The organism is Streptomyces sp. NBC_01298, assembly GCF_035978755.1.
Classification (GTDB): Bacteria; Actinomycetota; Actinomycetes; order Streptomycetales; family Streptomycetaceae; genus Streptomyces.
On record NZ_CP108414.1, the window covers coordinates 5,682,185 to 5,708,145 of the forward strand.

21 protein-coding genes and 1 other RNA gene are annotated in these 25,961 nt (G+C 72.8%); 18 read left to right on the forward strand and 4 right to left on the reverse strand.

The window, feature by feature from the left end:
- The first annotated feature begins 44 nt into the window (after positions 1 to 44).
- Positions 45 to 1,292, forward strand: coding sequence for a serine/threonine-protein kinase (locus OG730_RS25810; RefSeq protein ID WP_327306471.1), 1,248 nt, complete (start codon positions 45 to 47; stop codon positions 1,290 to 1,292).
- A gap of 63 nt (positions 1,293 to 1,355) precedes the next feature.
- Here the strand turns inward: OG730_RS25810 and OG730_RS25815 are convergent, their stop codons facing one another.
- Positions 1,356 to 2,456: an isopenicillin N synthase family dioxygenase gene (locus OG730_RS25815; protein ID WP_327306472.1), complete on the reverse strand. Its 1,101-nt coding sequence runs from the start codon at positions 2,454 to 2,456 to the stop codon at positions 1,356 to 1,358.
- A 323-nt stretch (positions 2,457 to 2,779) separates the two neighbouring features.
- Here OG730_RS25815 and prfB point away from each other — a divergent pair, with 323 nt between their 5' ends.
- A complete protein-coding gene (gene prfB, locus OG730_RS25820; RefSeq protein WP_327306473.1) occupies positions 2,780 to 3,889 on the forward strand; it encodes a peptide chain release factor 2 in 1,110 nt (369 codons plus the stop codon).
- Positions 3,890 to 4,022: 133 nt separating this feature from the next.
- Here prfB and OG730_RS25825 read toward each other — a convergent pair whose 3' ends face one another.
- Entirely contained in the window at positions 4,023 to 4,217 is a 195-nt protein-coding gene (locus tag OG730_RS25825) for a hypothetical protein (protein WP_327306474.1), read from the reverse strand.
- Between the two features lie 225 nt (positions 4,218 to 4,442).
- Between OG730_RS25825 and ftsE the strand changes: the two genes are divergently transcribed.
- From ftsE to OG730_RS25855, 6 genes are all read left to right on the forward strand, one after another.
- Positions 4,443 to 5,132, forward strand: coding sequence for a cell division ATP-binding protein FtsE (gene ftsE, locus OG730_RS25830; protein WP_327306475.1), 690 nt, complete (start codon positions 4,443 to 4,445; stop codon positions 5,130 to 5,132).
- 17 nt (positions 5,133 to 5,149) lie between these two features.
- Complete coding sequence (gene ftsX / locus OG730_RS25835; protein ID WP_327306476.1) at positions 5,150 to 6,073, forward strand: permease-like cell division protein FtsX; 924 nt, start codon at positions 5,150 to 5,152, stop codon at positions 6,071 to 6,073.
- A 67-nt stretch (positions 6,074 to 6,140) separates the two neighbouring features.
- Positions 6,141 to 7,370, forward strand: coding sequence for a S41 family peptidase (locus tag OG730_RS25840; protein ID WP_327306477.1), 1,230 nt, complete (start codon positions 6,141 to 6,143; stop codon positions 7,368 to 7,370).
- An 18-nt stretch (positions 7,371 to 7,388) separates the two neighbouring features.
- The gene (gene smpB, locus OG730_RS25845) at positions 7,389 to 7,874 is read left to right on the forward strand and encodes an SsrA-binding protein SmpB (RefSeq protein WP_266908355.1); all 486 of its coding nucleotides are present in this window, start codon (positions 7,389 to 7,391) and stop codon (positions 7,872 to 7,874) included.
- A gap of 127 nt (positions 7,875 to 8,001) precedes the next feature.
- Positions 8,002 to 8,390, forward strand: a transfer-messenger RNA (tmRNA) gene (gene ssrA, locus OG730_RS25850).
- Positions 8,391 to 8,677: 287 nt separating this feature from the next.
- Complete coding sequence (locus tag OG730_RS25855; RefSeq protein WP_327306478.1) at positions 8,678 to 11,170, forward strand: hypothetical protein; 2,493 nt, start codon at positions 8,678 to 8,680, stop codon at positions 11,168 to 11,170.
- A gap of 198 nt (positions 11,171 to 11,368) precedes the next feature.
- Here the strand turns inward: OG730_RS25855 and OG730_RS25860 are convergent, their stop codons facing one another.
- The gene (locus OG730_RS25860; RefSeq protein ID WP_327309423.1) at positions 11,369 to 12,625 is read right to left on the reverse strand and encodes an MFS transporter; all 1,257 of its coding nucleotides are present in this window, start codon (positions 12,623 to 12,625) and stop codon (positions 11,369 to 11,371) included.
- A 351-nt stretch (positions 12,626 to 12,976) separates the two neighbouring features.
- On the opposite strand from OG730_RS25860, the gene OG730_RS25865 reads away from it, so the two are divergent.
- The 8 genes from OG730_RS25865 (at position 12,977) to OG730_RS25900 (ending at position 23,168) form a co-directional block, all read left to right on the forward strand.
- Entirely contained in the window at positions 12,977 to 13,939 is a 963-nt protein-coding gene (locus tag OG730_RS25865; protein ID WP_327306479.1) for a LysR family transcriptional regulator, read from the forward strand.
- Positions 13,940 to 14,108: 169 nt separating this feature from the next.
- Positions 14,109 to 15,479, forward strand: coding sequence for a nitrate/nitrite transporter (locus OG730_RS25870; RefSeq protein ID WP_327306480.1), 1,371 nt, complete (start codon positions 14,109 to 14,111; stop codon positions 15,477 to 15,479).
- 166 nt (positions 15,480 to 15,645) lie between these two features.
- Complete coding sequence (locus OG730_RS25875; RefSeq protein WP_327306481.1) at positions 15,646 to 16,890, forward strand: uroporphyrinogen-III synthase; 1,245 nt, start codon at positions 15,646 to 15,648, stop codon at positions 16,888 to 16,890.
- A 103-nt stretch (positions 16,891 to 16,993) separates the two neighbouring features.
- Positions 16,994 to 17,539 carry a GNAT family N-acetyltransferase gene (locus OG730_RS25880; protein WP_327306482.1) on the forward strand — a complete coding sequence of 182 codons (546 nt, stop codon included), beginning with the start codon at positions 16,994 to 16,996 and terminating at the stop codon, positions 17,537 to 17,539.
- Between the two features lie 60 nt (positions 17,540 to 17,599).
- A complete protein-coding gene (locus OG730_RS25885; protein ID WP_327309424.1) occupies positions 17,600 to 18,169 on the forward strand; it encodes a CGNR zinc finger domain-containing protein in 570 nt (189 codons plus the stop codon).
- Positions 18,170 to 18,330: 161 nt separating this feature from the next.
- Positions 18,331 to 20,661 (forward strand): HelD family protein, encoded by a 2,331-nt coding sequence (locus tag OG730_RS25890; RefSeq protein ID WP_327306483.1) that lies wholly within the window; start codon positions 18,331 to 18,333, stop codon positions 20,659 to 20,661.
- 479 nt (positions 20,662 to 21,140) lie between these two features.
- Positions 21,141 to 22,565: an NAD-dependent malic enzyme gene (locus tag OG730_RS25895; protein ID WP_327306484.1), complete on the forward strand. Its 1,425-nt coding sequence runs from the start codon at positions 21,141 to 21,143 to the stop codon at positions 22,563 to 22,565.
- A 321-nt stretch (positions 22,566 to 22,886) separates the two neighbouring features.
- Complete coding sequence (locus OG730_RS25900; RefSeq protein WP_007264399.1) at positions 22,887 to 23,168, forward strand: HU family DNA-binding protein; 282 nt, start codon at positions 22,887 to 22,889, stop codon at positions 23,166 to 23,168.
- Between the two features lie 214 nt (positions 23,169 to 23,382).
- Here OG730_RS25900 and murA read toward each other — a convergent pair whose 3' ends face one another.
- Positions 23,383 to 24,726: a UDP-N-acetylglucosamine 1-carboxyvinyltransferase gene (murA, locus tag OG730_RS25905; RefSeq protein WP_327252982.1), complete on the reverse strand. Its 1,344-nt coding sequence runs from the start codon at positions 24,724 to 24,726 to the stop codon at positions 23,383 to 23,385.
- Positions 24,727 to 24,999: 273 nt separating this feature from the next.
- On the opposite strand from murA, the gene OG730_RS25910 reads away from it, so the two are divergent.
- Positions 25,000 to 25,560, forward strand: a complete 561-nt coding sequence (locus tag OG730_RS25910) for a YqgE/AlgH family protein (RefSeq protein ID WP_327306485.1) — start codon at positions 25,000 to 25,002, stop codon at positions 25,558 to 25,560.
- A 72-nt stretch (positions 25,561 to 25,632) separates the two neighbouring features.
- Positions 25,633 to 25,920, forward strand: a complete 288-nt coding sequence (locus OG730_RS25915) for a DUF3039 domain-containing protein (protein ID WP_243337322.1) — start codon at positions 25,633 to 25,635, stop codon at positions 25,918 to 25,920.
- Positions 25,921 to 25,961: the final 41 nt, after the last annotated feature.

Below are 25,961 nucleotides of genomic sequence, written 5' to 3' on the forward strand. Positions count from 1 at the left end.
GCCGCGTAGCTTTGGTGCGTACGCCAGCCGCTGAGGGAGCAGTTGTGGCACGGAAGATCGGCAGCCGGTACACCGCGCACCAGATCCTGGGACGCGGCAGCGCGGGCACGGTGTGGCTGGGCGAGGGGCCTGACGGCCCCGTCGCCGTCAAACTGCTGCGCGAGGACCTCGCGTCCGACCAGGAACTCGTCGGACGGTTCGTCCAGGAGCGCAGCGCGCTCCTGGGCCTGGAGCACCCGCACGTCGTCTGCGTCCGTGACCTCGTCGTGGACGGCAACGACCTCGCCCTCGTCATGGACCTCGTCCGCGGTACGGACCTGCGCACGCGCCTCGACCGCGAGCGGCGGCTCGCCCCCGAGGCGGCCGTCGCGATCGTCGCCGACGTCGCCGACGCCCTGGCCGCGGCGCACGCGGCGGGGGTCGTGCACCGGGACGTGAAGCCGGAGAACGTCCTGCTCGACATGCAGGGCCCGCTCGGCCCCGGCGGCGCGCACCCGGCGCTGCTCACCGACTTCGGTGTGGCCAAGCTCATCGACTCGCCGCGGCGCTCCACCGGCGGACGGGCCTCGGCCCCGACCACCCGGATCATCGGCACGCCCGACTACCTGGCGCCGGAGATAGTGGAGGGACTGCCGCCGCGCGCGGCGGTGGACATCTACGCCCTGGCCACCGTGCTGTACGAACTGCTCGCCGGCTTCACGCCGTTCGGCGGCGGCCACCCCGGGGCGGTGCTGCGGCGCCACGTGACGGAGACCGTCGTCCCACTGCCGGGCATCCCCGACGAGCTGTGGCAGCTCATGGTCCAGTGCCTGGCCAAGGCCCCCGCCTCGCGGCTGCGGGCCTCGGAACTCTCCCTGCGGCTGCGGGACCTGCTGCCGCTGCTCGCGGGGATGCCGCCGCTGGACGTGGACGAGCCGGACGAGCCGGAGCAGGCGGACTTCCCGGAACCGGAGGCCGCCGCCGCCGATCCGGTGCGGCGACGGGGTGTGGTTCCGCTGGTCCCCGGCTCCGCCACCGACTCCAACCGGGACACCCACACCTCGATGCGGGTGCCGGGGCCGGACGAGCTGGCGGGGGGCGCGCTGGGCACGGCCCGGGTTCCGCGCCCCGCCGGCGGGCACCGGCCGGGCTCCGCGCGGCACCGGGCGGAGACCGTCCGCAAGCGCCGGCTCGCGCTGTCGGCCGCCGCGGTCGCGCTGGCCGCCGCGGTGGGCGTCGGCAGCTGGCTGGCCGTCTCCTCCGACTCGGCGCCGCCGCAGGACGACAGGCAGTCGGGCTCCACGGCCCCGTAGTACGGGGGTGCGGCCGGCTCCGCCCTGCGGGGCTGGCCGGCCCCGCAAGGCTCCCGGGCCGGGCTACGCGCCGCCGACCAGCTCCGGGTGCCAGCGCCGCGCCACCGCGGGGTGGGCCCGGACCCAGCCCTTCAGCTCGTTGCGGCCGTACTCCGCGTGCAGCGGGTTCGACGCGTCGTGCGCTATCCCCGGCGCCGCGTCCAGGTAGTCGCCCGGGACCGTCTCGATGACGGCGTCCAGGCGCGGGTTGTAGAAGAACGGCACCGAGAACCGCTCCACGGCCCCCGCCGGGCTCACCACGCGGTGGTCCGTGGCCGTCAGGTACCCCTCCGTGGCGATCTCCAGCAGCTCGCCCAGGTTGACCACGAAGGCCCCCGGCATCGGGGGGACGTCCAGGAAGGCCCCGTCCCGGACCACCTGGAGCCCGCCCACCGAGTCCTGGAGGAGCAGGGTGAGGAAGCCGTAGTCCTTGTGGGCCCCGACCCCCTGGTCGGTGCCCGTCGGGGCGGATCCCGGGTAGCGGATCAGCTTCGTGTGCAGGTGGGGCCGGTCCGCGAAGGCCGCGTCGAAGAAGTCCGCCGGGGCGCCGATCGAGGCGAGCAGCTCCTGGAGCAGGCGGTGCGCCACCGCCGCCAGCCGGGACTGCCACTCCAGCACCGCGTCCCGCAGTTCCGGAAGCGCCGCGGGCCACTGGTTGGGACCCTCCAGCCACAGGTACGCCGGGTCCTCCGGTCCCACGTCCCGCGCCGGCCGCTCCGCTCCCACGTCGAGCTGGTCGCGCCAGTCGGAAGCGCCGCCGGTCAGCTCGTGCCCGATGCGGGTGTACCCCCGGAAGTGCGGGGAGTTCAGATTGCTCACGGCCAGCCGGTCCGCCTCCGGGAGGGCGAAGAACGCCCTGGTCAGGGCCAGGATGCGGGCGGTCTCGGCGGCGGTGATCCCGTGCCCGGTGAGGTGCAGGAAACCGCTGTCCCGGGCGGCCGCGTGCAGTTCCTTGCGGAAGGCGTCGCGCAGGGCCGGATCATCGGCCTGGGACAGGTCCAGGACCGGGAGCGAGTGCGCCTCGGGCGAAGCGGAGGAGGACGGCGAAGAGGAGGTAGAAGCGGAGGGAGGAGAAGCAGGAGCGGAAGAAGGGGAAGACGCGGGAGAAGGGTGCGCGGACGGCATGACGGCTCCGTTTCGGATGTCACGGGGTCCTGTCCCCAGGGGTGGCGGGGGCCGCGGTGGGGGAGGGCCGCCGGCAGGGTTGGCGCCGGGGCCGCGAGGCCGCGTACAGGACCAAGTCGGATCGGGGTGGATCAGGCTTGGGGATGGTCCGGCGGCAGACAGCTCGTCGTCGTGACACGCATGTGGTCCACATGGCGGCGCTTGACGAGGAAGACGGTCATATCGTGAGCGTACGCCCGTACGACCCGTCATTAGTACGGGGGATTCGGCCTGGCCGGAGAGCGGCCGGAGAGCGGCCCCCGGGGACCGGCTACGCTGGACCCGTGGCAGTCGTCGATGTTTCCGAAGAGCTGAAGTCCCTCTCCTCGACCATGGGGTCGATCGAGGCCGTCCTGGACCTCGACAAGCTGAGGGCAGAAATCGCCGTGCTCGAGGAGCAGGCCGCCGCGCCGTCCCTGTGGGACGACCCGGAGGCCGCCCAGAAGATCACGAGCAAGCTTTCGCACCTCCAGGCGGAGGTCCGCAAGACCGAGCACCTGCGCGGGCGCATCGACGACCTGGCGGTGCTGTTCGACCTCGCCCAGGAGATGGACGACGCGGACACCCTCGCCGAGGCGGAGACCGAGCTGGTCTCCGTGCGCAAGGCCCTGGACGAGATGGAGGTCCGCACCCTGCTCTCCGGCGAATACGCCGAGCGCGAGGCGCTGGTCAACATCCGTGCCGAGGCCGGCGGCGTGGACGCCTCCGACTTCGCCGAGCGCCTCCAGCGCATGTACCTGCGCTGGGCCGAGCGGCACGGCTACCCGACCGAGATCTACGAGACCTCGTACGCGGAAGAGGCCGGCATCAAGTCGACCACCTTCGTGGTCAAGGCCCCGTACGCCTACGGCACCCTCTCCGTCGAGCAGGGCACCCACCGCCTCGTCCGGATCTCGCCCTTCGACAACCAGGGCCGCCGCCAGACCTCCTTCGCGGGCGTCGAGGTGCTGCCGGTCGTCGAGTCCAGCGACCACGTCGAGATCGACGAGGGCGAGCTGCGCGTGGACGTGTACCGCGCCTCGGGCCCCGGCGGCCAGGGCGTCAACACGACCGACTCCGCGGTGCGCATCACGCACCTGCCGACCGGCATCGTGGTCTCGTGCCAGAACGAGCGCTCGCAGATCCAGAACAAGGCCAGCGCGATGAACGTCCTCCAGGCCAAGCTGCTCGAGCGGCGCCGCCAGGAGGAGAAGGACAAGATGGACGCCCTCAAGGACGGCGGAAGCTCCTGGGGCAACCAGATGCGGTCCTACGTCCTGCACCCGTACCAGATGGTCAAGGACCTCCGGACGGAGTTCGAGGTCGGCAACCCGCAGGCGGTGCTCGACGGCGAGATCGACGGCTTCCTGGAGGCCGGGATCCGCTGGCGCAAGCAGCAGGAGCAGACCGCGTAGTCGGCGCGCACGCGCGTACCCGTGCACGTACGGAAGGGCCCGGACACCTCTACGGTGTCCGGGCCCTTCCGCTCTTGCGTCTACTGCGTCTACTGCGTCTTCTACGTCTGATCGGGACGTGGCGGCTGAGGAGCTACGCCGTCTGCTGAGCCACCAGTGCCAGCGCGGTCACCAGGATCACCAGCAGCGCGACGAGCGCCACCGGGTTCACACCACCGGAGAAGGGGCCCTCCTGCTGGAGGCGCTCCCGGTTCGCCCGGCACACACGGCAGCGGCCCTGGCTGACGGGTCCGGCGCAGTTCGCGCACACGAGCCGGTCATATGTCATGCGCTCCTCCTCTCGTCCCCTCGGTTACAACGGTCGCGGGAACCGGTCCGTTCCCCCTCCCACTGTGCCAGCTTCGATGACATTCGGCGCGGCCCCTCCGGGCAATCGCGATCGCGCACCTCTCGGACCAGGGGATATATCGGGCAACTCCGGACGCCGGGTCCACACCTCGCGCCTGTTCGCGTATGGTCACGGACACCTACTCCCGGCGACCGTGGTGCACCCGTGATCCGATTCGACAACGTCTCCAAGTCCTACCCGAAGCAGAGCCGCCCCGCACTCAGAGATGTCTCCCTGGACATCGCGAAGGGCGAGTTCGTCTTCCTGGTCGGCTCCTCCGGCTCCGGCAAGTCCACCTTCATGCGGCTCATCCTGCGCGAGGAGCGGGCGAGCCACGGCCAGGTGCACGTCCTGGGCAAGGACCTCGCCAAGCTCTCCAACTGGAAGGTTCCGCAGATGCGGCGCCAGCTGGGGACCGTCTTCCAGGACTTCCGTCTCCTGCCCAACAAGTCGGTGGCCGAAAATGTGGCCTTCGCCCAGGAGGTCATCGGCAGACCTCGCGGCGAGATCAAGAAGGCCGTTCCCCAGGTCCTGGAACTCGTCGGCCTCGGCGGCAAAGAGGACCGGATGCCCGGCGAGCTCTCCGGTGGTGAGCAGCAGCGCGTGGCCATCGCCCGTGCCTTCGTCAACCGGCCGGCGCTGCTGATCGCGGACGAGCCCACCGGCAACCTGGACCCCCAGACCTCCGTCGGCATCATGAAGCTGCTGGACCGGATCAACCGGACCGGCACCACCGTGATCATGGCGACCCACGACCAGCAGATCGTCGACCAGATGCGCAAGCGCGTCATCGAACTCGAGCAGGGCCGTCTCGTCCGCGACCAGTCGCGCGGCGTCTACGGCTACCAGCACTGAAAGGCTCCTGAGACGCGATGCGCGCCCAGTTCGTCATGTCGGAGATCGGGGTCGGTCTCCGCCGTAACCTGACCATGACCTTCGCGGTCATCATTTCCGTGTCCTTGTCGCTGGCCCTGTTCGGCGGTTCCCTGCTCATGCGCGACCAGGTGAGCAAGATGAAGGGGTACTGGTACGACAAGGCCAATGTCTCCATCTACCTCTGCAACAAGAACGATGCCGAGGCGACCGGCGGATCCGCCTGTTCCAAGGGGGCGGTGACCCCGGAGCAGAAGACGGCCCTGGAGGCCGAGCTCAAGGGCATGGACCTCGTCAAGGGGGTCACCTACGAGTCCGCCGACGAGGCCTTCAAGCACTATCAGGAGCAGTTCGGCAAGACCGCCCTGGCCGCCTCCATCACCCCGGACCAGATGCAGGAATCCTTCCGGGTGAAGCTGAAGCAGCCCGAGAAGTACAAGGTCATCACGACCTCCTTCTCCGGCCGTGACGGCGTCCAGTCCGTCGAGGACCAGCGCAGTGTGACGGACAACCTCTTCAAGCTCCTCGGCTACCTCAACATCGCCGCCCTCGTCATCATGCTGGTCATGCTGATCGTGGCCCTCCTGCTGATCGTCAACACGGTGCGCGTCTCGGCCTTCAGCCGGCGGCGCGAAACCGGGATCATGCGCCTGGTGGGCGCCTCCAGCTTCTACATCCAGGTGCCGTTCATCATGGAGGCGGCCTTCGCCGGCCTGATCGGCGCGCTGCTCGCCTGCGGGATGCTCGGCGCAGGCCAGTACTTCGTGATCGACCACGGCGCCGCGCTGCGCGAGAAGATGGAGCTCATCAACTTCATCGGCTGGGACTCGGTCCTGACCAAGCTGCCGCTCGTCCTGGTCATCGGTCTGCTGATGCCCTCGCTGGCGGCCTTCATCGCCTTGCGCAAGTACCTCAAGGTGTGACGAGCGCCCCGCGAGCGGTACGGCCAACCACCCGTACCGCGCGGGGCCTTGTCCTAGACTCGGCGCCATGCCGGGCCTGCCGAGTATTCCCGCCTTCTGTCTCCAGCCCCGCGACGTGCGTCGCGGGGCTGTTGTGACGTTGCTCTTCCTCGCCGCCGTGGGGGTCGGAGCGGGCACCGGCAGCTGGGGCGACGGCGGCTCCGCCGACTCCGCGGGGCCCGCCGCGCTGGTGGTGGGTACGGAACCCGACGCCGCCCCGCCCGGGCCGCGGGTCCCCGCGCAGGCGCCCCGCGCGGCGGCCACCGCCGACCGGGACGCGGTGGCCCGCGCGGCCGCCGAGGCCGTCGCCGAGGGCAAGTCCGCCAAGTCGGCGGCCCAGGACGTGGTGAGCCGCAGCGGGGACCGCTGGGCCGCGGTGTACGACCAGGGCGAGTACGAGGCCTTCGCCGACGACCTGGACGGCCACTGGACGGGCGTCGGCCTGTGGGCCGGGCGGCTGCGCGACGGCCGCATCGAGATCGACCGGGTCCAGCCCGGCAGCCCCGCGGCGCGGGCCGGGATGCGCGCCGGGGACCGGCTGCTCAGCATCGACGGGCAGGGCGTGACCGGGCTCCGGGTGGCCGAGGTGGTGTCCCTGCTGCGCGGCTCGGCCGGTACCCCCGTGGAGCTGAAGCTGACCCGCGGCGGGACCGACCTCACGCGGACGGTGCGGCGCGAGGAGCTGCGCAGCGAGCCGGTGACGGTGCGGTCGCTCGCCGGCGGGATCACGGTCATCAAGGTCGCCTCCTTCACCCGGGGGTCCGGCGACCGGGTCCGCTCGGCGGTCCGGGCCGCCCCGGCCGGCGGCGGGGTCATGCTCGACCTGCGCGGCAACACCGGAGGCCTGGTCACCGAGGCGGTGACGGCCGCCTCCGCCTTCCTGGACGGCGGGCTGGTGGCGACGTACGACGTGCGCGGCGAGCAGCGGGCCCTCTACGCGGCCCCGGGCGGCGACACGGCCCGCCCGCTGGTGGCGCTGATCGACGGCGGCACGATGAGCGCGGCCGAACTGGTCACCGGAGCCCTCCAGGACCGCGGCCGCGCGGTGGTGGTCGGCACCCGCACCTTCGGCAAGGGCTCGGTGCAGATGCCCACGGAGCTGCCGGACGGATCGGTGGCGGAGCTGACGGTGGGGACGTACCGCACTCCGGCGGGCCGCGGTCTGGACGGCACGGGCATCACCCCGGACCTGGCGGCGGCGGACGGGGTCGAGGAACGGGCCCGCACGGTATTGGGTGGCATCGGGGTGGGTCCATAGTGCGAAAATGACCGCACTATGGCTAAGGAAACAGGGCGCAAGCTGATCGCCCAGAACAAGAAGGCGCGGCACGACTACACGATCATCGACACCTACGAGTGCGGCCTCGTGCTCACGGGTACCGAGGTCAAGTCCCTGCGCCAGGGCCGTGCCTCGCTGGTGGACGGCTTCGTGTCGGTGGAGAGCGGCGAGGCCTGGCTCTACAACGTGCACGTGCCGGAGTACAGCCAGGGCACCTGGACCAACCACAGCGCGCGGCGCAAGCGCAAGCTCCTGCTGCACCGCGAGGAGATCGACAAGCTGGACTCGAAGACGGGGGAGACCGGCAACACGATCGTGCCGCTCGCCCTGTACTTCAAGGACGGCCGGGCGAAGATCGAGATCGCGCTGGCGAAGGGCAAGAAGGAGTACGACAAGCGGCAGTCGCTGCGCGAGAAGCAGGACACGCGCGAGACGAACCGGGTGATCTCGGCCGTGAAGCGCAAGGAGCGCGGCCAGCTTTAACCTCCTGGCACACGGTGGTCCACTTCGCGTACGATGGCGTCAGCACCACGCGCTTGCGGGTGGCGCCGGTCGAGCGGGACGCATGGAGAGCGCCTGCTGGATTTCATAACTGAACAGCGTGAAACATGGGGATGATCGGTTTCGACAGCGGATGTCGATGTAGGGGAAGCGAGCCGAGAAAGCGGCAATGATCTCGTTAACCATATGTCGCAAACAATAATCGCCAACTCCAAGAGCGATAACTCCCGCTTCACCCTCGCTGCCTAATAACAGTGAGCTGAAGCCTCTGTGAGGAGCGTCAGCCCGGAAGTGGTCCCGGTCCGGATCCTGGCGTCAATTAGGGATCTAAACCTCTAACTCCGGTCACGGGGGATAGAGGGAAATCAAACAGTGACTGAGCCCGTCGGAGACTTGTCCGTGTGATCTCCGGGGCTGAGAAAAGCGCAGCGGAATGCGCTCGGAGAAGCCCTACTTCTGCACCGTTGGACGCGGGTTCGATTCCCGCCATCTCCACCACCCCATGTGAAAAAGCCCCCGGCTCGCGAGTCCACTCGCAGGCCGGGGGCTTTTTCGTTGTGTGGGTGTGTGGGTGTGTGGGTGCCGGGGCTGCGCCGGTCAGAGGTGACCGGCCGTGTCAGTCGCCGATCCGCTCCTGCGTGAAGGCCGGCTGTGAGGGGGCCGTGGGCCGGAAGGTGGTCGGGTGCGGCCGACCGGTCGTACGGCAGCGTGCCGTTCACTCGGGAGCGATCCGTATATCTGATGATCGCGGCGATTGCGCAAGCCCGATCGAAAGGCGCACCCCCATGTCTCTCGCCTCCTGGGCGGACCTCTCGGCGGCACGACGGCAACTCGCCGCCGGTGCCGTCACTCTCGGCATCACCGTGGCCGTGGTCCTGCCCACGACCGCCGCGGCCGCCGGCCCGTTCGGCGGCGGTCACGACCGTGCGGACGGAAAGGTGATCACCAAGAACGCCCAGTCCGTCCACGCCGGTCCCACGACGAAGGCGAAGCGGGTCGGCTCCCGCCACGGCGGCGGACGCGTCAGCCTCAAGTGCAAGCTGCGCGGAGAGACGGTCGACGGCAACGACATCTGGTACCTGCTCGCGGACCGCGAGGGCTGGATGGCCGCCCGCTACGTGAAGAACCACCACCCGGTGCCGTGGTGCCCCGTGCAGCCGCCGGTCAAGGGAGAGAAGGGCGACAAGGGGGACAAGGGAGACCGGGGGGAGAAGGGCGACCGTGGAGAGCCCGGTCTGAAGGGTGACGACGGCGCCAAGGGCGCCAAGGGCGACAGGGGTGACAACGGCGAACCCGGGGTTGCCGGTTCGAACGGCGAGCCCGGACGGGACGGTGCGCCGGGAGCCAAGGGTGATCCCGGCGAGCGGGGTCCGGCCGGAATCCGGGGTGAGCGGGGCCAGGACGGGATGCCGGGGGCCGACGGCCCGAAGGGCGACCCGGGCGGGAACGGCCTGCCGGGAGCCAAGGGTGATCCCGGCGAGCGGGGGCAGGACGGGGTCGCCGCGAATCAGGGAGACCGGGGCGAGCGGGGCCCGGTCGGGCCCAAGGGCGATGCCGGACGGGACGGAGATCAGGGTCCCGCCGGGCCGAAGGGCGACCGGGGGCCGAACGGCCTCGCGGGCGCGCAGGGTGAGGCCGGCGAGCGGGGTCCGGCCGGGGCGAAGGGCGATCCGGGGCAGCCAGGATCGAAGGGTGACCCGGGCGAGCGCGGGCCGGCAGGCCCCAAGGGGGACCTCGGACCGAAGGGCGACCCCGGCGGCGACGGCGCCCCGGGCCCGGCCGGCGTACAGGGGCAGAAGGGTGACCAGGGCGCTGCCGGGCCGCAGGGCGAGCCAGGCCGTGACGGTGCGGCGGGTCAGGGCGGCCCCAAGGGCGACCCGGGCGAGCGCGGGCCGGGAGGAGCCAAGGGCGATCCGGGGCAGGCGGGGCCGCAGGGCCTGCCCGGCCCGGCCGGAACGCAGGGCGAGCAGGGCCGCGACGGAGCCCCCGGACCGGCCGGGGCCAAGGGCGAGCCCGGCACGTCGGGCCCGAAGGGCGACAAGGGCGAGAGCGGCCCGGCGGGCGGGAAGGGCGACCCCGGGGAGCGCGGTCCCGCCGGTCCACAGGGTGAGCCCGGCCGCGATGGGGCCAGGGGCCCCGCCGGTGCCAACGGGATCGACGGCGCCCCGGGGACCGACGGCCGCGACGGCCGCGACGGCGCCCCCGGCCTGAAGGGGGACAAGGGCGACCGCGGCGAGACCGGACCGGTCGGCGGCAAGGGCGACACCGGCGAGCGGGGCCAGGCCGGCGCGGACGGCCGCGATGGGGCCCCCGGATCCAAGGGGGAGACCGGCGATCGGGGCGTGGCCGGTGCGGACGGCCGCGACGGGGCCTCCGGGGCGAAGGGCGACGCGGGGGAACGCGGTCCGGCGGGCACGAAGGGCGACGACGGCGACCGCGGCCCGGCCGGGCCGAAGGGCGACCGGGGCGACACCGGCGGGAAGGGCGACAAGGGAGACGCCGCCGACGGCATCGACGGCGCCCCCGGAGTGAAGGGCGACACCGGGTCGCCGGGCCCGAAGGGCGACAAGGGCGACCTGGGTGACACCGGTACCCCCGGAGCGCAGGGTGTGGTGGGCCCGAAGGGCGACAAGGGTGACCAGGGCCAGGCCGGACCCGGCGGTGCCAAGGGCGACCAGGGGGCCAAGGGCGACCGAGGCGAAGCCGGTCCCCAGGGCCCGGCCGGTTCCGACGGCGCCACCGGCGCGAAGGGCGACCCGGGCACCGTCGGCGCGCAGGGCGTGGCGGGGGCGAAGGGGGATCCGGGCGTCCAGGGCGTGGCGGGTCCGAAGGGTGACACCGGGGCCGCCGGGCCGGTGGGTCTGCAGGGTGCTGCGGGGCCGACCGGGACTGCCGGAGCGCAGGGCGTACAGGGTTCGAAGGGCGACACCGGCGCCCAGGGGCCCCAGGGATCGCAGGGATCGCAGGGGCTCAAGGGTGACAAGGGTGACCAAGGCGAGCGGGGGCAGGCCGGGCCCACGCGTGATCCGGTCACCCTCATCGGGGAGATCCAGGCCGTCCCGAAGGGCAGCTCCAGCAACTACAACGGTCCCGTCTGCCCGGCCGGTACCAAGGTCATCGGCGGCGGCTTCTTCCAGACCAGCACCCCCTCGGACGCGAACCTGCTCACCTCGCACCCGAACACCGACGCCAACCGGTGGCAGGTGTGGCTGAAGAACCCCGCCTCCGCGGGCGACACCGGCGTCCGCGTCTACACGATCTGCCAGCCCACCGGCTGACGGAGCCCGTGCACACACCGCGCCCCCACGACCGCCCGAGCGGCGGCCGTGGGGGCGCGGTGCCGCTGCACGGGCGGCGCTCCCCGACAGCGTGCGCGCCGACCCGGTGGCATCCGTCGGGACGGCCGAGGCGGGTGGGCCCGGACGCCCGGGACCCGCTCGTGGGTGCTCGCTCCCCGGGCCCGTCGGGGCACGCGTTCACCCCGCGGGCGGGTGCTTCGCCACCGAACCCCCCGCCCGCGCGAGCCCCAGGGCGAGCACCGCCGCCCCCGCCGGGAGGGCGTACGGGGTCGTCGCGCCCCAGTGGTCGATCGCGGCGCCGGCCGTCGCGGAGCCCGCCGCGATGCCCGCGAAGAGGGCGGTGACGGCGAGGGTCATGCCCTCGTTCAGGCGGCCCGGCGGGGTCACGGCGTGGATCCGGGACATCGCGGTGACCATCACCGGGGCCGTCGCCATGCCGGCCAGCAGCAGGGCCAGGGCCAGGGGGAGGAGATGGCCGGTGGCGGCCGCCGCCAGCGGCAGGGTCATGGCTAGGGCCAGGACGCCCAGGCAGACGGGGAGCGTGCGCGGGCGCAGGGTGCCGTAGAGCAGGCCGGCCGCGCAGGAGCCGGCCGCCTGGAGGGCGAGGACCGGGCCCGAGAGCCCGCCGAGGCCGTGGGCGCCCAGGTGGGCGATGGAGGTGATCTCCATGGAGCCGAACATCGCGCCGAGGGCCAGGAAGAGCGGCAGCAGTCCTCCCAGGGCACGGAGCGGGGACGGCCCCCGGACCGCGGGTGCGGGCGGCGGCTCGGTGGCGCGGTGAGCGGTGAAGAGCAGCATCCCGGTGAGGAGCAGGACGGCCCCGGCCAGCGTGCCCGCCTCCGGGAACGCGGCGGTGCACAGGAAGGCGGCGGCCACCGGTCCGAGCATGTACGCCAGTTCGTCCGCGGCCTGCTCGAAGGACATCGCGGTGTGCCGGGACGCCGGGTCGTCCCGCAGCAGGTGGGTCCAGCGGGCGCGGGACATGCCGCCGATGTTGGGTGTGGTCGCGGTGGCGGCGTAGGAGGCGAAGAGGGTCCAGGCGGGGGCCTCGGTACGGACGCACGCGATCAGGGAGAGCGAGCCGAGGACCGCGATCAGGGTGGCGGGCACGGCGACCCGGGCCTGCCCGTACCGGTCCACCAGCCGGGCCGTCCACGGCGCCACGAGGGCGGTGGCGGCCAGGCCGGCCGCCACGACGGCGCCGGCGAGGGCGTACGAGCCGCGCTGCCCGGCGATCATCATGACGGCGCTGACGCCGAACATGCCCATGGGGAGCCGGGCGATGAGGTTCCCGGTGGTGAACCCGCGGGTGCCGGGGAGCGCGAAGAGCCGGCGGTACGGGCCCGGGACGCGGGCCGGCCGCGCCGCGCGGGCCGGGTGCCGCGGCCGCGGCGGGGCGGCGGCGAGCACCAGCGTGGTGCCGGAGACGGCCATGAGCGGCCCGCGCGCGGCCGGGGCGGCGCGGCGCGCGGATCCACCGGACCGGGCCACCGGCGGGGTGCCCGCGAGGGGCACGGCAGACGGGCCGGCGGCGATCGGGCGGGCCACCGGCGGGGTGCCCGCGACGGGGACGGCAGACGGGATGGCGGCAGAAGGGCCGGCGGACGGCGGGATGGCGGCGGACGAGGTGGCGGCAGACGGGCCGGCGGCGACGGGGACGGCGGCCGGCGGGGTGGTGGGCATGGATCAAGGCTCGGGCCGGGGACGTCAGCGGTCCAACACCTGTTCGGGAGCGATTCACCGCTCTGCGTTGTCAGTCCGCCCGCCGTTGTCTAGTCTCCGCAGGTGACGCCCCGAGACGTGGAACCCCGCCTGCTGCGCGCCTTCCTCGCCGTGGCCGAGGAACTGCACTTCACCCGCGCCGCCGCCCGGCTCTACGTGGCCCAGCAGGCCCTCAGCCGGGACGTGCGCCGGCTCGAGCAAACCCTGGGCGCGGCCCTGTTCCTGCGCACCACCCGCGCCGTGGAGCTGACTCCGGACGGGGAGCGGCTGCTGCCCCTGGCCCGGGGCGTGCTGCGGGCGCACGAGGAGCTGGCCGGGGCGTTCGCGGGGCCCCGGCCGCTGCTCGTCGATCTCAACACCGACGGCCCCGGCACCGCCCGCAGCGTCCTGGACCGGGCCCGCGAACTCGCCCCCGACTGCGAGCTGATGGCCCGCTTCGAGTCCGGGCTCACCCATGCCGCCGCCGAGATCGCCGCGGGCCGCCTCGACGTCTCCTTCGGGTACGCCGACGGCCTCGACCCGGCGCTGCGGGCCCGCCTCGTGCGGACGCCCGTACGGTACGAGCCGCTCGCCGTGCTGCTGCCCGAAGGGCACGCGCTGGCCGCGCTGGACGCCGTACCGCTGGACGCGCTGCGCGGCGAGTCGGTGTACACCGGGGCCGGGAACCCGCGGACGGCGGAGTGGACCGGGCTCGCGCGCGAGCTGTTCGCCGGGCGGGGCATCGAGCCCGCGCCGCCCGCGCCGGTGGCGGTGGGCAAGGAGGAGTTCCGCCGGGTCATGGTCAAGACCGGCCGCCCGGTCCTGGCCACGGTGGGCTTCCTCGACATGCCCGGCTGCGTCAAGCGGCCGCTGACCGCGCCGGTGCCGCTGTCGCCGCTCTCCATGGTGTGGCGGAAGGGAATGAGCCATCCCGGGCTCGACGCGCTGCGCCGCGCCGCCGCGGAGCTCGGGGCCGGGCGCGGCTGGCTGGAGGTGCCCCCGGACAGCTGGCTGCCCGCGCTCACACCGGGCCCCGGCGGCGGGTGAGTGCAAGGTTTCCCGCCGGTCATCCGGCGGGGACCGGGGCCGAAACGAGCCCTTCGTACGGTCGTCACCACGGACGGGACGCGACGAGCCCGGCACGACCGGCAAGGCCCGGCAAGGCCCGGGGCGGCCGACGAGCGCGACGTGATCGCAGCAGCTGTGGAGGCGTGTGATGACCAGTACGACCGCACCGCGCAAGGGTGGCCGCTGGATCGAGCGGTGGGAACCCGAGGACGAGACCTTCTGGCGGGAGACGGGCGAGAAGACCGCCCGCCGCAACCTGGTCTTCTCCGTGCTCTCCGAGCACATCGGGTTCTCGATCTGGTCCCTGTGGTCCGTGATGGTGCTCTTCATGGGCCCGAAGTACGGGATCGACCCCGCCGGGAAGTTCTTCCTCATCGCCACCGCCACCTGCGTGGGCGCCCTGGTCCGCGTCCCGTACACCTTCGCCGTGGCCCGCTTCGGCGGCCGCAACTGGACGGTCGTCAGCGCCCTGCTGCTGCTCGCGCCGACGGTCGCCGCCTGGATCGTGATGGAGCCCGGGACCTCGTACGACACCTTCCTGCTGGTGGCCGCGCTGACCGGGGTCGGCGGCGGCAACTTCGCCTCGTCGATGACGAACATCAACGCCTTCTTCCCGCTGCGCAAGAAGGGCTGGGCGCTCGGCCTCAACGCGGGCGGCGGCAACATCGGCGTCCCCGTCGTCCAGCTCGCCGCCCTGCTGGTCATCGGTACGGCCGGGGCCGGCCACCCGCGGCTGCTGCTCGGCGCCTACATCCCGCTCATCGTGATCGCGGCGGCGCTCGCCGCGCTGCGCATGGACAACCTGGCGCCCGTCCGCAACGACACCGGAGCCGTCCGGGACGCGGCCCGCGACGCGCACACCTGGATCATGGCGTTCCTGTACATCGGCACCTTCGGCTCCTTCATCGGCTACAGCTTCGCCTTCGGCCTGGTGCTCCAGACGCAGTTCGGCCGCACCCCGCTCCAGGCGGCCTCGCTCACCTTCATCGGACCGCTGCTCGGCTCGCTGATCCGGCCGGTCGGCGGGGCCCTCGCGGACCGCTTCGGCGGCGCCTGGATCACCCTGGGCACCTTCGTGTCGATGGCGGCGGCCACCGGAGTGGTGATCCTGGCCTCCGTACGGGAGTCCCTGCCGGTGTTCCTGGTCGGCTTCGTGGGGCTGTTCGTCCTCAGCGGGCTCGGCAACGGCTCCACCTACAAGATGATCCCCGGCATCTTCCAGGCGAAGGCGCTGGCCCGCGGGATGAGCGGCGAGGACGCGGCCGCGTACGGGCGGCGGCTGTCCGGCGCCTCCATGGGACTCATCGGCGCGGTCGGCGCGCTCGGCGGACTCGCCATCAACCTGGTCTTCCGCGAGGCGTTCCTGAGCTCCGGCTCGGGCACGGCGGCCTTCGTCACCTTCCTCGGCTTCTACGCGGTGTGCGTAGCCGTCACCTGGGCGGTATACCTTCGCCGGCCCGCCCAGGCGATGATCCCCACGGCCGGGGCGGAGGCGAAGCCGCAGCTCACCTCGGTGTAACGGCGGGCACACGCTGGTTAACGGCACCGAAATACGCGTGAACCGAGCCTGATACGCCACCGGGGCAGGCTCGGTTCACGCGAGCGTCACGACTACGCGACCGCGACACCGGACCCCGATATCGGACCCCGACACCGGACCCGACCACTGCGCGAGGCAGGTCACCATGCACGACCAGGACACCCCCACCGGTCCGCCCCTCAGCCCGCCCGCCGGTCAGCCCGCCGATCCTCCGGCCGGTCCGCCCGCCGGTCAGCCCGGCCGTCCTCCGGCGGGCTCGCCCGCCGGTCCGCTCGCCGGATTCACCGTCGGGGTCACCGCCGCCCGCCGGGCCGACGAGCTCATCGCCCTGCTGCGCCGCCGCGGGGCCACCGTGGTGCACGCGCCCGCCCTGCGGATCGTGCCGCTCGCCGACGACGTCGAACTGCTGTCCGCCACCAAGGAGCTGATCGGCTGCGCGCCCGACGTGGTGGTGGCGACCACCGCCATCGGCTTCCGCGGCTGGATCGAGGCCGCCGACGGGTGGGGGCTCGGCGAGGAACTGCTCGGGCGGCTGCGGGAGACCGAACTGCTGGCGCGCGGCCCGAAGGTGAAGGGCGCCATCCGGGCCGCCGGACTCGTGGAGACCTGGTCCCCGCGGTCGGAATCCCTCGCCGAGGTACTGGACCGGCTGCTCACGGCCGGGGTGGCCGGCCGGCGCATCGCCCTCCAGCTGCACGGGGAGCCGCTGCCCGGGTTCATCGAGGCCCTGCGGGCCGGCGGGGCCGAGGTGGTCGGCGTACCCGTCTACCGGTGGATGGCACCGGAGGACCTCGGGCCGCTGGACCGGCTGCTCGACGCGGTGGCCGCGGGCGGGGTGGACGCGCTGAGCTTCACCTCCGCCCCGGCCGCGGCCTCGCTGCTGACCCGGGCCGCGGAGCGGGGCGTACGGGACCAGGTGCTCGGGGCGCTGACCGGCGGGTCGGTGCTCTCCGCCTGCGTGGGGCCGGTGACGGCCCTGCCGCTGCAGGCGGAGGGCGTGCCCACGGTGCAGCCCGAGCGCTTCCGGCTGGGACCCCTCGTGCAGCTCCTGTGCCAGGAACTCCCCGGCCGGGCCCGGGTCCTCCCGGTGGCCGGACACCGGCTGGAACTGCGCGGCCACGCGGTCCTCCTCGACAGCGAGCTGCGCCCCGTCCCACCGGCCGGCATGGCCCTGCTCAGGGCCCTGTCCCGGCGCCCGGGCTGGGTCGTGGCCCGCTCCGAACTCCTGCGCGTCCTGCCGGGCGCGGGCCGCGACGAGCACGCGGTGGAAACGGCGATGGCCCGCCTGCGCGTGGCCCTGGGCGCACCGAACCTCATCCAGACCGTCGTCAAGCGCGGCTACCGGCTGTCCCTGGACATGGCCGCCGACACGAAGTACGCGGACACCTGAGGGGCCGTGCGGGGCGGGCCGGACCGCTCCCGCCCCGCCCCGGGCCGGGAGCCGGCGGGACACCGGGCTGGCCGCGGACCGGGTCGTCCGTTAGCGTGCCCGGATGATCATTGACGGGGTGGAGATGCGGGAGATCCGGACGGCCGACGCCGCCGGGGTCGCCGAGGTGCTGGACCGGAACCGGGAGTACATGGCCCCCTACGAGCCCCGCCGGGCCGAGGAGTTCTACACCGAGGCCGGGCAGCGGGGGCGGATCGAGGAACTGCTCGCGGCGCGGGCGGACCGGCGGGCACGGCCGTTCGTGCTGGTCGCCGCCGACGGCGGGGTGGCCGGGACGATCAACCTCCAGAACATCGTGCGCGGGGCGCTGTCCAGCGGCGCCATCGGCTACTGGGTGGACGAGGCCTGGACCGGCAAGGGGCTGGCCACCGCCGCGCTCCACGAGGTCATCCGGGTCGCTCGCGACGAGGAGCGGCTGCACCGGGTCGAGGCGGGGACCCGGGTCGAGAACCTGGCCTCGCAGCGGGTCCTCGCGAAGGCGGGCTTCGAGCAGTACGGGCTCGCGCCCCGCTACCTGCACGTCGGCGGGGACTGGCAGGACCACCGCCTCTTCCAGCTGCTCCTGAACGACGAGCCGCCCGCCCTCTAGCCGAGCGCCCGCGGGACGGGCACTCTGGGGGCACGCCCCGAGAGGGAGGCGGTGACGGGTATGTGGTTCGACTCCGGGCGGGTCTGCCTGGACCTGGTGGCTACTTTTTCTCCCCTCGCGCACACCGAGGGCATCCGGGACGGTGACGGGCTGCGGCTGTGGCTCACCGGAGCCGGGCTGGTGCCCGACCGGACGCCGCTCGCCCTGGTCGGGGACGACTGGGTGCGCGCCTTCCGGGTGCTGCGCGCCGACGTCGAGAGCCTCGTACGGGCCGAGCTGGCCGGAGCCGCGCCGCCCGAGGCCGCTCTGGCCCGGGTCAACGCGGCGGCCGCCGGTCCACCCCCGGGACTGTGTGCAGTACAGGACCAAGAAGGTCACCTCGTACGGGAGTTGTGCGGCGGAGTCGAATGCGCCGGGCTGCTCGCCTCCGTGGCCCGGGACGCCGTCGAACTGCTCACCGACCCCGGCGAACGGGACCTGCTGCGGGCCTGCGAGGGCGACGGCTGCGCCCGGGTCTACCTCGACACCTCGCGCGGACACCGCCGCCGCTGGTGCTCCAGCGAGCTCTGCGGCAACCGCGAGCGCGTGGCCCGGCACCGGCGCCGCGTCCTCGAATCCCGCCCCGGCTGACCCGGCCCCGGGCCCTCGCGGGGCAGCCGCGGGGCAGCCGCGGGGCAGCCGGGCAGCGTGATCTTCGTCCTGATCCGCGAGCCGTCCCGGAAGGGGCGTGCGCGGGCGGGTCCCTTGGCGTACGGTTGACGGCTGCCCATGCACGTCAGAAAGGGGCCTTGGTGGCCGCGCAGAATGCCGCTGTCGACAGCACGGCGGATTCCGTCCGCGATCGGGAGATCGCGGTCGAGCAGACGCATCTCGATCACGTGTACCGACGCCTTGAGGAGAAGATCCACGAGGCGGAGTTCCTGATGAACGACGCCGCCAAGCGTGGCCAGGTCGGCACGCCGGGCGCCCTCGCGGAGCGGGACGCGCAGGTGTTCCGCGCCGGGATCCACCTCAACCGTCTCAACAACGAGTTCGAGGACTTCCTGTTCGGCCGCGTCGACCTGGTCCTCGGCAAGGACGGGGAGCGGGGCCCCGACGGCGCCTTCACCTCCGTCGAGCCCGCCGACGACGCGATCCGCGCCGACCTGACGGCCGATATCGCCGAGACGCTCCACATCGGCCGCATAGGAGTCCTCGACTCCGACTACGCGCCGCTCGTCATCGACTGGCGGGCCCCTGCGGCCGCGCCGTTTTACCGCTCCACCCCCAAGGAGCCCGGCCGCGTCGTGCGCCGCCGGGTCATCCGCTCCAAGGGCCGCAAGGTGCTCGGCGTCGAGGACGACCTGATGCGCCCCGAGGTGACCGCCTTCCTCGACGGGCACGAGCTGCCCGTCATCGGCGACGGCGCCCTGATGGCCGCCCTCGGGCGGGCCCGTACCCACTCGATGCGCGACATCGTCTCCTCCATCCAGGCCGAGCAGGACCTCGTCATCCGGGCGCCCGCCGCCTCGGTCGCCGAGGTCGCGGGCGGACCGGGCACCGGCAAGACCGCCGTCGCCCTGCACCGCGCCGCCTACCTGCTCTACCAGGACCGCCGGCGCTACTCGGGCGGCATCCTGATCGTCTCCCCGACCCCGCTCCTGGTCGCCTACACCGAGGGCGTCCTGCCCTCCCTCGGCGAGGAGGGCCAGGTCGCCATCCGGGCGCTCGGCTCGCTCGTCGACGGCGCCGAGGCGACCACGTACGACGATCCGTCCACGGCACGGATCAAGGGCTCGTCCCGGATGCTGAAGGTGCTGCGCAAGGCCGTACGGGGCGCCCTGGAGTTCGGCGGCCCCGGCGGGGCACCCGCCCCCGACCGGCTGCGGGTGGTGGCCTTCGGCCGCCGCCAGGAGCTTGAGGCCCACGACCTCGACCGGATCCGGCAGAACGTCCTGTCCGGCACCGCCCCGGTCAACCTGCTGCGCCCGCGCGCCCGCAAGCTCCTGCTGGACGCGCTGTACTCCAAGTCCGGCGGGGCCGGCCGGCACAGCGACCCGGAGCTCGCCGCCGAGCTGCGCTCCGCCTTCGACGAGGACATCTCGACCGAGGACGCGTTCATCGAGTTCCTGCACGCCTGGTGGCCCGAGCTGACCCCGCGCGGGGTGCTGGCCTCCATGGCCGACGAGCGGCGCCTGGCCCGCTGGTCGCGCCGCGACCTGAACCCGCGCGAGACCCGGCAGCTGGCGCGCTCCCTGCGTCGGGTGGGCCCGGACGGCAAGGGCGCGCTGTCGGTGCACGACGTGGCGCTGCTCGACGAGCTCCAGCAGCTGATCGGCGCGCCCGCGCGGCCCAAGAAGAAGCGGGAGCTGAACCCGCTGGACCAGCTGAGCGGGCTGGAGGAGCTGATGCCGACCCGCGAGGAGACCCAGTGGGAGCGGGCCGAGCGGCTCGCGGCGGAGCGCACCGAGTACGCGCACGTCATCGTCGACGAGGCGCAGGACCTCACGCCGATGCAGTGGCGGATGGTCGGCCGCCGCGGCCGGGGCGGCACGTGGACGGTGGTCGGTGACCCGGCGCAGTCCTCGTGGACCGATCCCGAGGAGGCGGCCGCCGCGCGCGACGAGGCGCTGGGCACGCGGCCGCGGCGCAAGTTCACCCTGACGGTGAACTACCGCAACCCGGCCGAGGTCGCCGAGGTCGCCTCGCGGGTGCTGAAGCTGGCGGCGCCGGGCACGGAGCCGCCGACGGCGGTGCGTTCCACGGGCCTGCGGCCGCGCTTCACGGCGGTGCCCCCCGTGGACGGGGACCTGCGCTCCACCGTCGTCGAGGAGACCCGGCGCCTGCTGGAGCAGGTGGACGGCACGGTCGGCGTGGTCGTGGCCATGGACCGGCGCGCGGAGGCCGCGGGCTGGCTCGCGGACCTGGGGGAGCGGGCGGTCGCCCTGGGCAGCCTGGAGGCGAAGGGCCTGGAGTACGACGCCACGGTCGTGGTCTCCCCGGCGGAGATCGCGAACGAGTCCCCGGCGGGTCTGCGGGTGCTCTACGTGGCCCTGACCCGCGCGACCCAGCAGCTGACGGTGATCTCCACCGGCCAGGACGAGCCGGATGCGGAGGGCGTCGCCGCGCTGCTCAAGCCGTAGGAGCGGGCCGGGGACCGGCACGGGACGGGCGTGGCACCGGCGTAGGGCCGGTTGGTCGGCGGCCAAGGGCGTGGTCCCGACAACCGGTCGCCGGTAGGGGGATCACTTCGGGCGAACCTTTGTTAGCCTGGGTTACGGCACCGACTCGATCCAAGCCCCCGGGCCCAACCTTCGTCGCCTAGAGCGACCACTTGCCGCGAGGCGAGCATGGCGGGTCGGTGTCATAGACGTAGGAAGCACCAGGTCCGCGTCCTCCACTCCGTGGAGGGCGCGGACTTTTTTGTATGGGCCACCCATTCCCCGGACCCCGGTTATCTCGTATGGTGGAAGAGTTCTTCCGAAATTTGTAGCTGGTTACCTTGTACCGGCTGGTAGGTGGGACGATCGGACAACAGGTCCTGCCGCACCTGCCACGTTTCGGCCGGAGCAGTGCTGGGCCCTGTGTACAGAAGAACCAGGGACAGAAGAGGAACACGGCCATGGCAACGGCGCCCAGCGTCTCGTACTCGATGACGGTCCGCCTGGAAGTGCCCGCGAGCGGAACCGCGGTCTCCCAGCTCACCACCGCCGTGGAGTCCTCCGGTGGCTCGGTCACCGGCCTCGACGTGACCGCATCCGGCCACGAAAAGCTCCGCATCGACGTCACCATCGCGGCGACGTCCACGGCGCACGCCGACGAGATCGTCGAGAAGCTCCGCGGGATCGAGGGCGTCAGCCTCGGCAAGGTCTCCGACCGCACCTTCCTGATGCACCTCGGCGGCAAGATCGAGATGCAGTCGAAGCACCCCATCCGCAACCGCGACGACCTCTCGATGATCTACACCCCGGGCGTGGCCCGCGTGTGCATGGCGATCGCCGAGAACCCCGAGGACGCCCGCCGGCTGACCATCAAGCGCAACACCGTCGCAGTCGTGACGGACGGCTCCGCCGTGCTGGGCCTGGGCAACATCGGCCCGATGGCCGCCATGCCGGTCATGGAGGGCAAGGCGGCCCTCTTCAAGCGGTTCGCCGACATCGACGCCTGGCCGATCTGCCTGGACACCCAGGACCCCGACGAGATCGTGGCCGTCGTCAAGGCCATCGCCCCCGGCTTCGCGGGCATCAACCTGGAGGACATCTCCGCGCCGCGCTGCTTCGAGATCGAAGCCCGGCTGCGCGAGGCCCTCGACATCCCCGTCTTCCACGACGACCAGCACGGCACCGCCATCGTGGTCCTCGCCGCCCTCACCAACGCACTGCGCGTGGTGGGCAAGGCCGTTGGCGACGTCAAGGTCGTCATGTCGGGCGCCGGCGCCGCCGGTACCGCGATCCTCAAGCTGCTCCTCGCCGCCGGCGTCAAGAACGCCGTCAGCGCCGACATCCACGGTGTCGTGCACGCGGACCGCCCCGACCTCGTCGACGCGGCCGCGGACTCCCCGCTGCGCTGGATCGCCGACAACACCAACCCCGAGGGCTACACGGGCACTCTGAAGGAGGCCGTGGTCGGCGCCGACGTGTTCATCGGCGTCTCGGCCCCCAACGTCCTGTCCGGCGAGGACGTGGCCGCCATGGCGGAAGGCGCGATCGTGTTCGCGCTCGCGAACCCGGACCCCGAGGTGGACCCGGCGATCGCCCGCCAGACCGCGGCCGTCGTGGCCACGGGCCGGTCCGACTTCCCGAACCAGATCAACAACGTGCTGGTCTTCCCGGGCGTCTTCCGCGGTCTGCTGGACGCCCAGTCCCGCACCGTGAACACCGACATGATGCTGGCCGCCGCGAGCGCCCTGGCCGACGTGGTCGGCGAGGACGAGCTGAACGCGAACTACATCATCCCGTCGGTCTTCAACGACAAGGTCGCCGGCGCGGTCGCCGGAGCCGTCCGCAAGGCCGCCTCCGCGGCCGTGACGGCGCCCACCTCCGTCTGATCCCCGGCGCGTCGCGGGATGCGGGCCCCCCGGGCCGCCCATAGGGTTGCGGGGATGCCCGCGTGGCCCGCGGTCCGCGTCGTCCGGACACCCGTCCGGACGCCTTCTGGCGCGGACGGAGCGTCACCGCGGCGTGACTGTGGCGCTTTTCGTGTGACCCCGGCGGGTGCCGGATTGGCTTTCCCGCCGGTGGTGGGGGCAGGATGCGTAACCGGGCGAGAGGGTCTGACGTCAGACCCGGGTCCGGGGACTGTCCTAGGGCCCTGGCAGCATCGGCTTCGATCTCACGCCTCTAAGGCACGTTGAACACGGGAGTACAACATGAACCGCAGTGAGCTGGTGGCCGCTCTGTCCGAGCGCGCCGAGGTGACCCGCAAGGACGCCGACGCCGTTCTGGCCGCGCTCGCCGAGACCGTCGGCGAGATTGTCGCCAAGGGCGACGAGAAGGTCACCATCCCCGGCTTCCTGACCTTCGAGCGCACCCACCGTGCCGCTCGCACCGCGCGCAACCCGCAGACCGGCGACCCCATCCAGATCCCGGCCGGCTACAGCGTGAAGGTCTCCGCGGGCTCCAAGCTCAAGGAAGCCGCCAAGGGCAAGTAGTCCGCCCTTGTGCCGAGGGCCGCACCGGCCCCCGGGACGGCAGTAGGACGCAGTACGTGACAAGCGGTACGCCAGAGGCGGCCACCCGGCACCGGGTGGCCGCCTCCGGCGCTTCCGGAGGGCGAGTGGCCTCCGGGAGCCAGAACGCCCCCACGGGCCCTGTACGGGGCCCGTGGGGGCGTTCTGGGACGGTCTGGGTGGATCTACGCCCGTGTCAGACGAGGTCCCCGCCCGGGAGCTCGACCTTGGCGCCCAGTTCCACGAGCTTCTCCATGAAGTTCTCGTAGCCCCGGTTGATCAGGTCGATGCCGTGGACCCGCGAGGTGCCCTCGGCGGCGAGCGCCGCGATCAGGTACGAGAACCCGCCGCGCAGGTCGGGGATGACCAGGTCGGCGCCCTGGAGCTTGGTGGGCCCCGAGACGACGGCCGAGTGCAGGAAGTTGCGCTGGCCGAAACGGCAGGCGCTGCCGCCCAGGCACTCCCGGTAGAGCTGGATGTGCGCACCCATCTGGTTGAGCGCGGAGGTGAAGCCCAGGCGGGATTCGTAGACCGTCTCGTGGACGATCGACAGGCCGGCGGCCTGGGTCAGCGCCACGACCAGCGGCTGCTGCCAGTCGGTCTGGAAGCCGGGGTGGACGTCCGTCTCCAGCGCGATGGCGTTGAGCGGACCGCCCGGGTGCCAGAAGCGGATGCCGTCGTCGTCGATCTCGAACGCCCCGCCGACCCGGCGGAAGGTGTTCAGGAAGGTCATCATCGAACGCTGCTGCGCGCCGCGCACGTAGATGTTGCCGCCCGTGGCGAGGGCCGCGGACGCCCAGGAGGCGGCTTCCAGCCGGTCCGGGAGCGCCTTGTGGTTGTAGCCGCCGAGGCGGTCCACGCCGGTGATCCGGATGGTCCGGTCGGTGTCGACGGAGATGATCGCGCCCATCTTCTGCAGGACGCAGATGAGGTCTTCGATCTCCGGTTCGACGGCGGCGTTGCTGAGCTCGGTGACGCCCTCGGCCAGGACGGCCGTCAGCAGCACCTGCTCGGTCGAGCCGACCGACGGGTAGGGCAGGCGGATCTTGCAGCCGCGCAGGCGCTGCGGGGCCTCCAGGTACTGACCGCCCTCGCGCTTCTCGATGGTCGCGCCGAACTGGCGGAGCACCTCGAAGTGGAAGTCGATCGGCCGGCCGCCGATGTCGCAGCCGCCCAGGCCCGGGATGAAGGCGTGGCCGAGGCGGTGCAGCAGCGGGCCGCAGAAGAGGATCGGGATGCGCGAGGAGCCCGCGTGCGCGTCGATGTCGGCGACGTTCGCGCTCTCGACGTGCGAGGGGTCGAGCACCAGCTCGCCCGGTTCGTCGCCGGGCCTGACGGTCACCCCGTGCAGCTGGAGCAGCCCGCGCACGACCCGGACGTCCCGGATGTCGGGAACGTTGCGCAGCCGGCTGGGCTCACTGCCGAGCAGGGCGGCGACCATCGCCTTGGGTACGAGGTTCTTCGCGCCGCGGACACGGATCTCGCCCTCGAGCGGGGTTCCGCCGTGGACAAGCAGTACATCGTCACTGATGCCGGTCATGAATCTCGCGTTCCGGAGAGGGGTGGGCAGGGGGCCAGTGAAAAGGGTAAGGGGCATGCCCCCCTTGTTCGTAAGGCTGACGGGGCCGTAGGACTGTCATGAATTCGGCACAACACCCTGGGTGCCCGCCAGGTGGCGGAGCGTCTCCTTCCGCCCGGGGTCCGGCCGGAGGGCCGTGCGCGCCCCGAACTGCCGCCGTGCGCCCTGAGCTGCGCGGGATCCCGATGTGCCGCTCACTCCCCCTCACGGGCGAATGTGCGAGACCATGTGGCCATGACCGAGGTGTCCTCCCTCACAGGGCGGCTGCTCGTGGCCACCCCCGCCCTCGCGGACCCGAATTTCGACCGCGCGGTCGTCCTGCTGCTCGACCACGACGACCAAGGCTCGCTCGGTGTCGTCCTCAACCGCCCCACCCCGGTGGGCGTCGGCGACGTCCTGCTGCCCTGGGCTCCGCTGGCCAAGGACCCCGGCGTGGTCTTCCAGGGCGGCCCGGTGGCGCTGGACTCGGCGCTGGGGCTGGCGGTCATCCCGGGCGAGGAGGGGCCGCTCGGCTGGCGCCGGGTGCACGGGGCGATCGGCCTGGTGGACCTGGAGGCCCCGCCCGAACTCCTCGCGGCGGCCCTGGGGGGCCTGCGCATCTTCGCCGGGTACTCGGGCTGGGGCCCGGGGCAGCTGGAGGAGGAACTGGGCGTGGGCGCCTGGTACGTGGTCGATTCCGAGCCGGGCGACGTCTCCTTCCCGGATCCGGAACGGCTGTGGCGAGCCGTGCTGCGGCGCCAGCGCAGCGAGCTGGCCATGGTGGCCACGTACGCGGACGACCCGTCGCTGAACTGAGCCCGGGGCCGGGGCGGCCGCGGGGGCCGGTGCGGATCCCTCGCGCGCGAGGGACTCGGTACCCTGGCAGTCATGAGCACTCTTGAGCCCGATCGCGGGACTGGTACGGGGACCCTCGTAGAGCCGACGCCGCAGGTGTCCCACGGCGACGGCGACCACGAGCGCTTCGCCCACTACGTCCAGAAGGACAAGATCATGGAGAGCGCGCTCGGGGGCACCCCCGTCGTCGCGCTCTGCGGCAAGGTCTGGGTGCCGGGCCGGGACCCGAAGAAGTACCCGGTCTGCCCCATGTGCAAGGAGATCTACGAGTCCATGGGCCCCGGCGGGGACAAGGACAAGGGCGGCAAGGACGGGAAGTAGTCCTCCGGCCCTCCTGGAACGGGACGAAGGCCCTCGGTGCG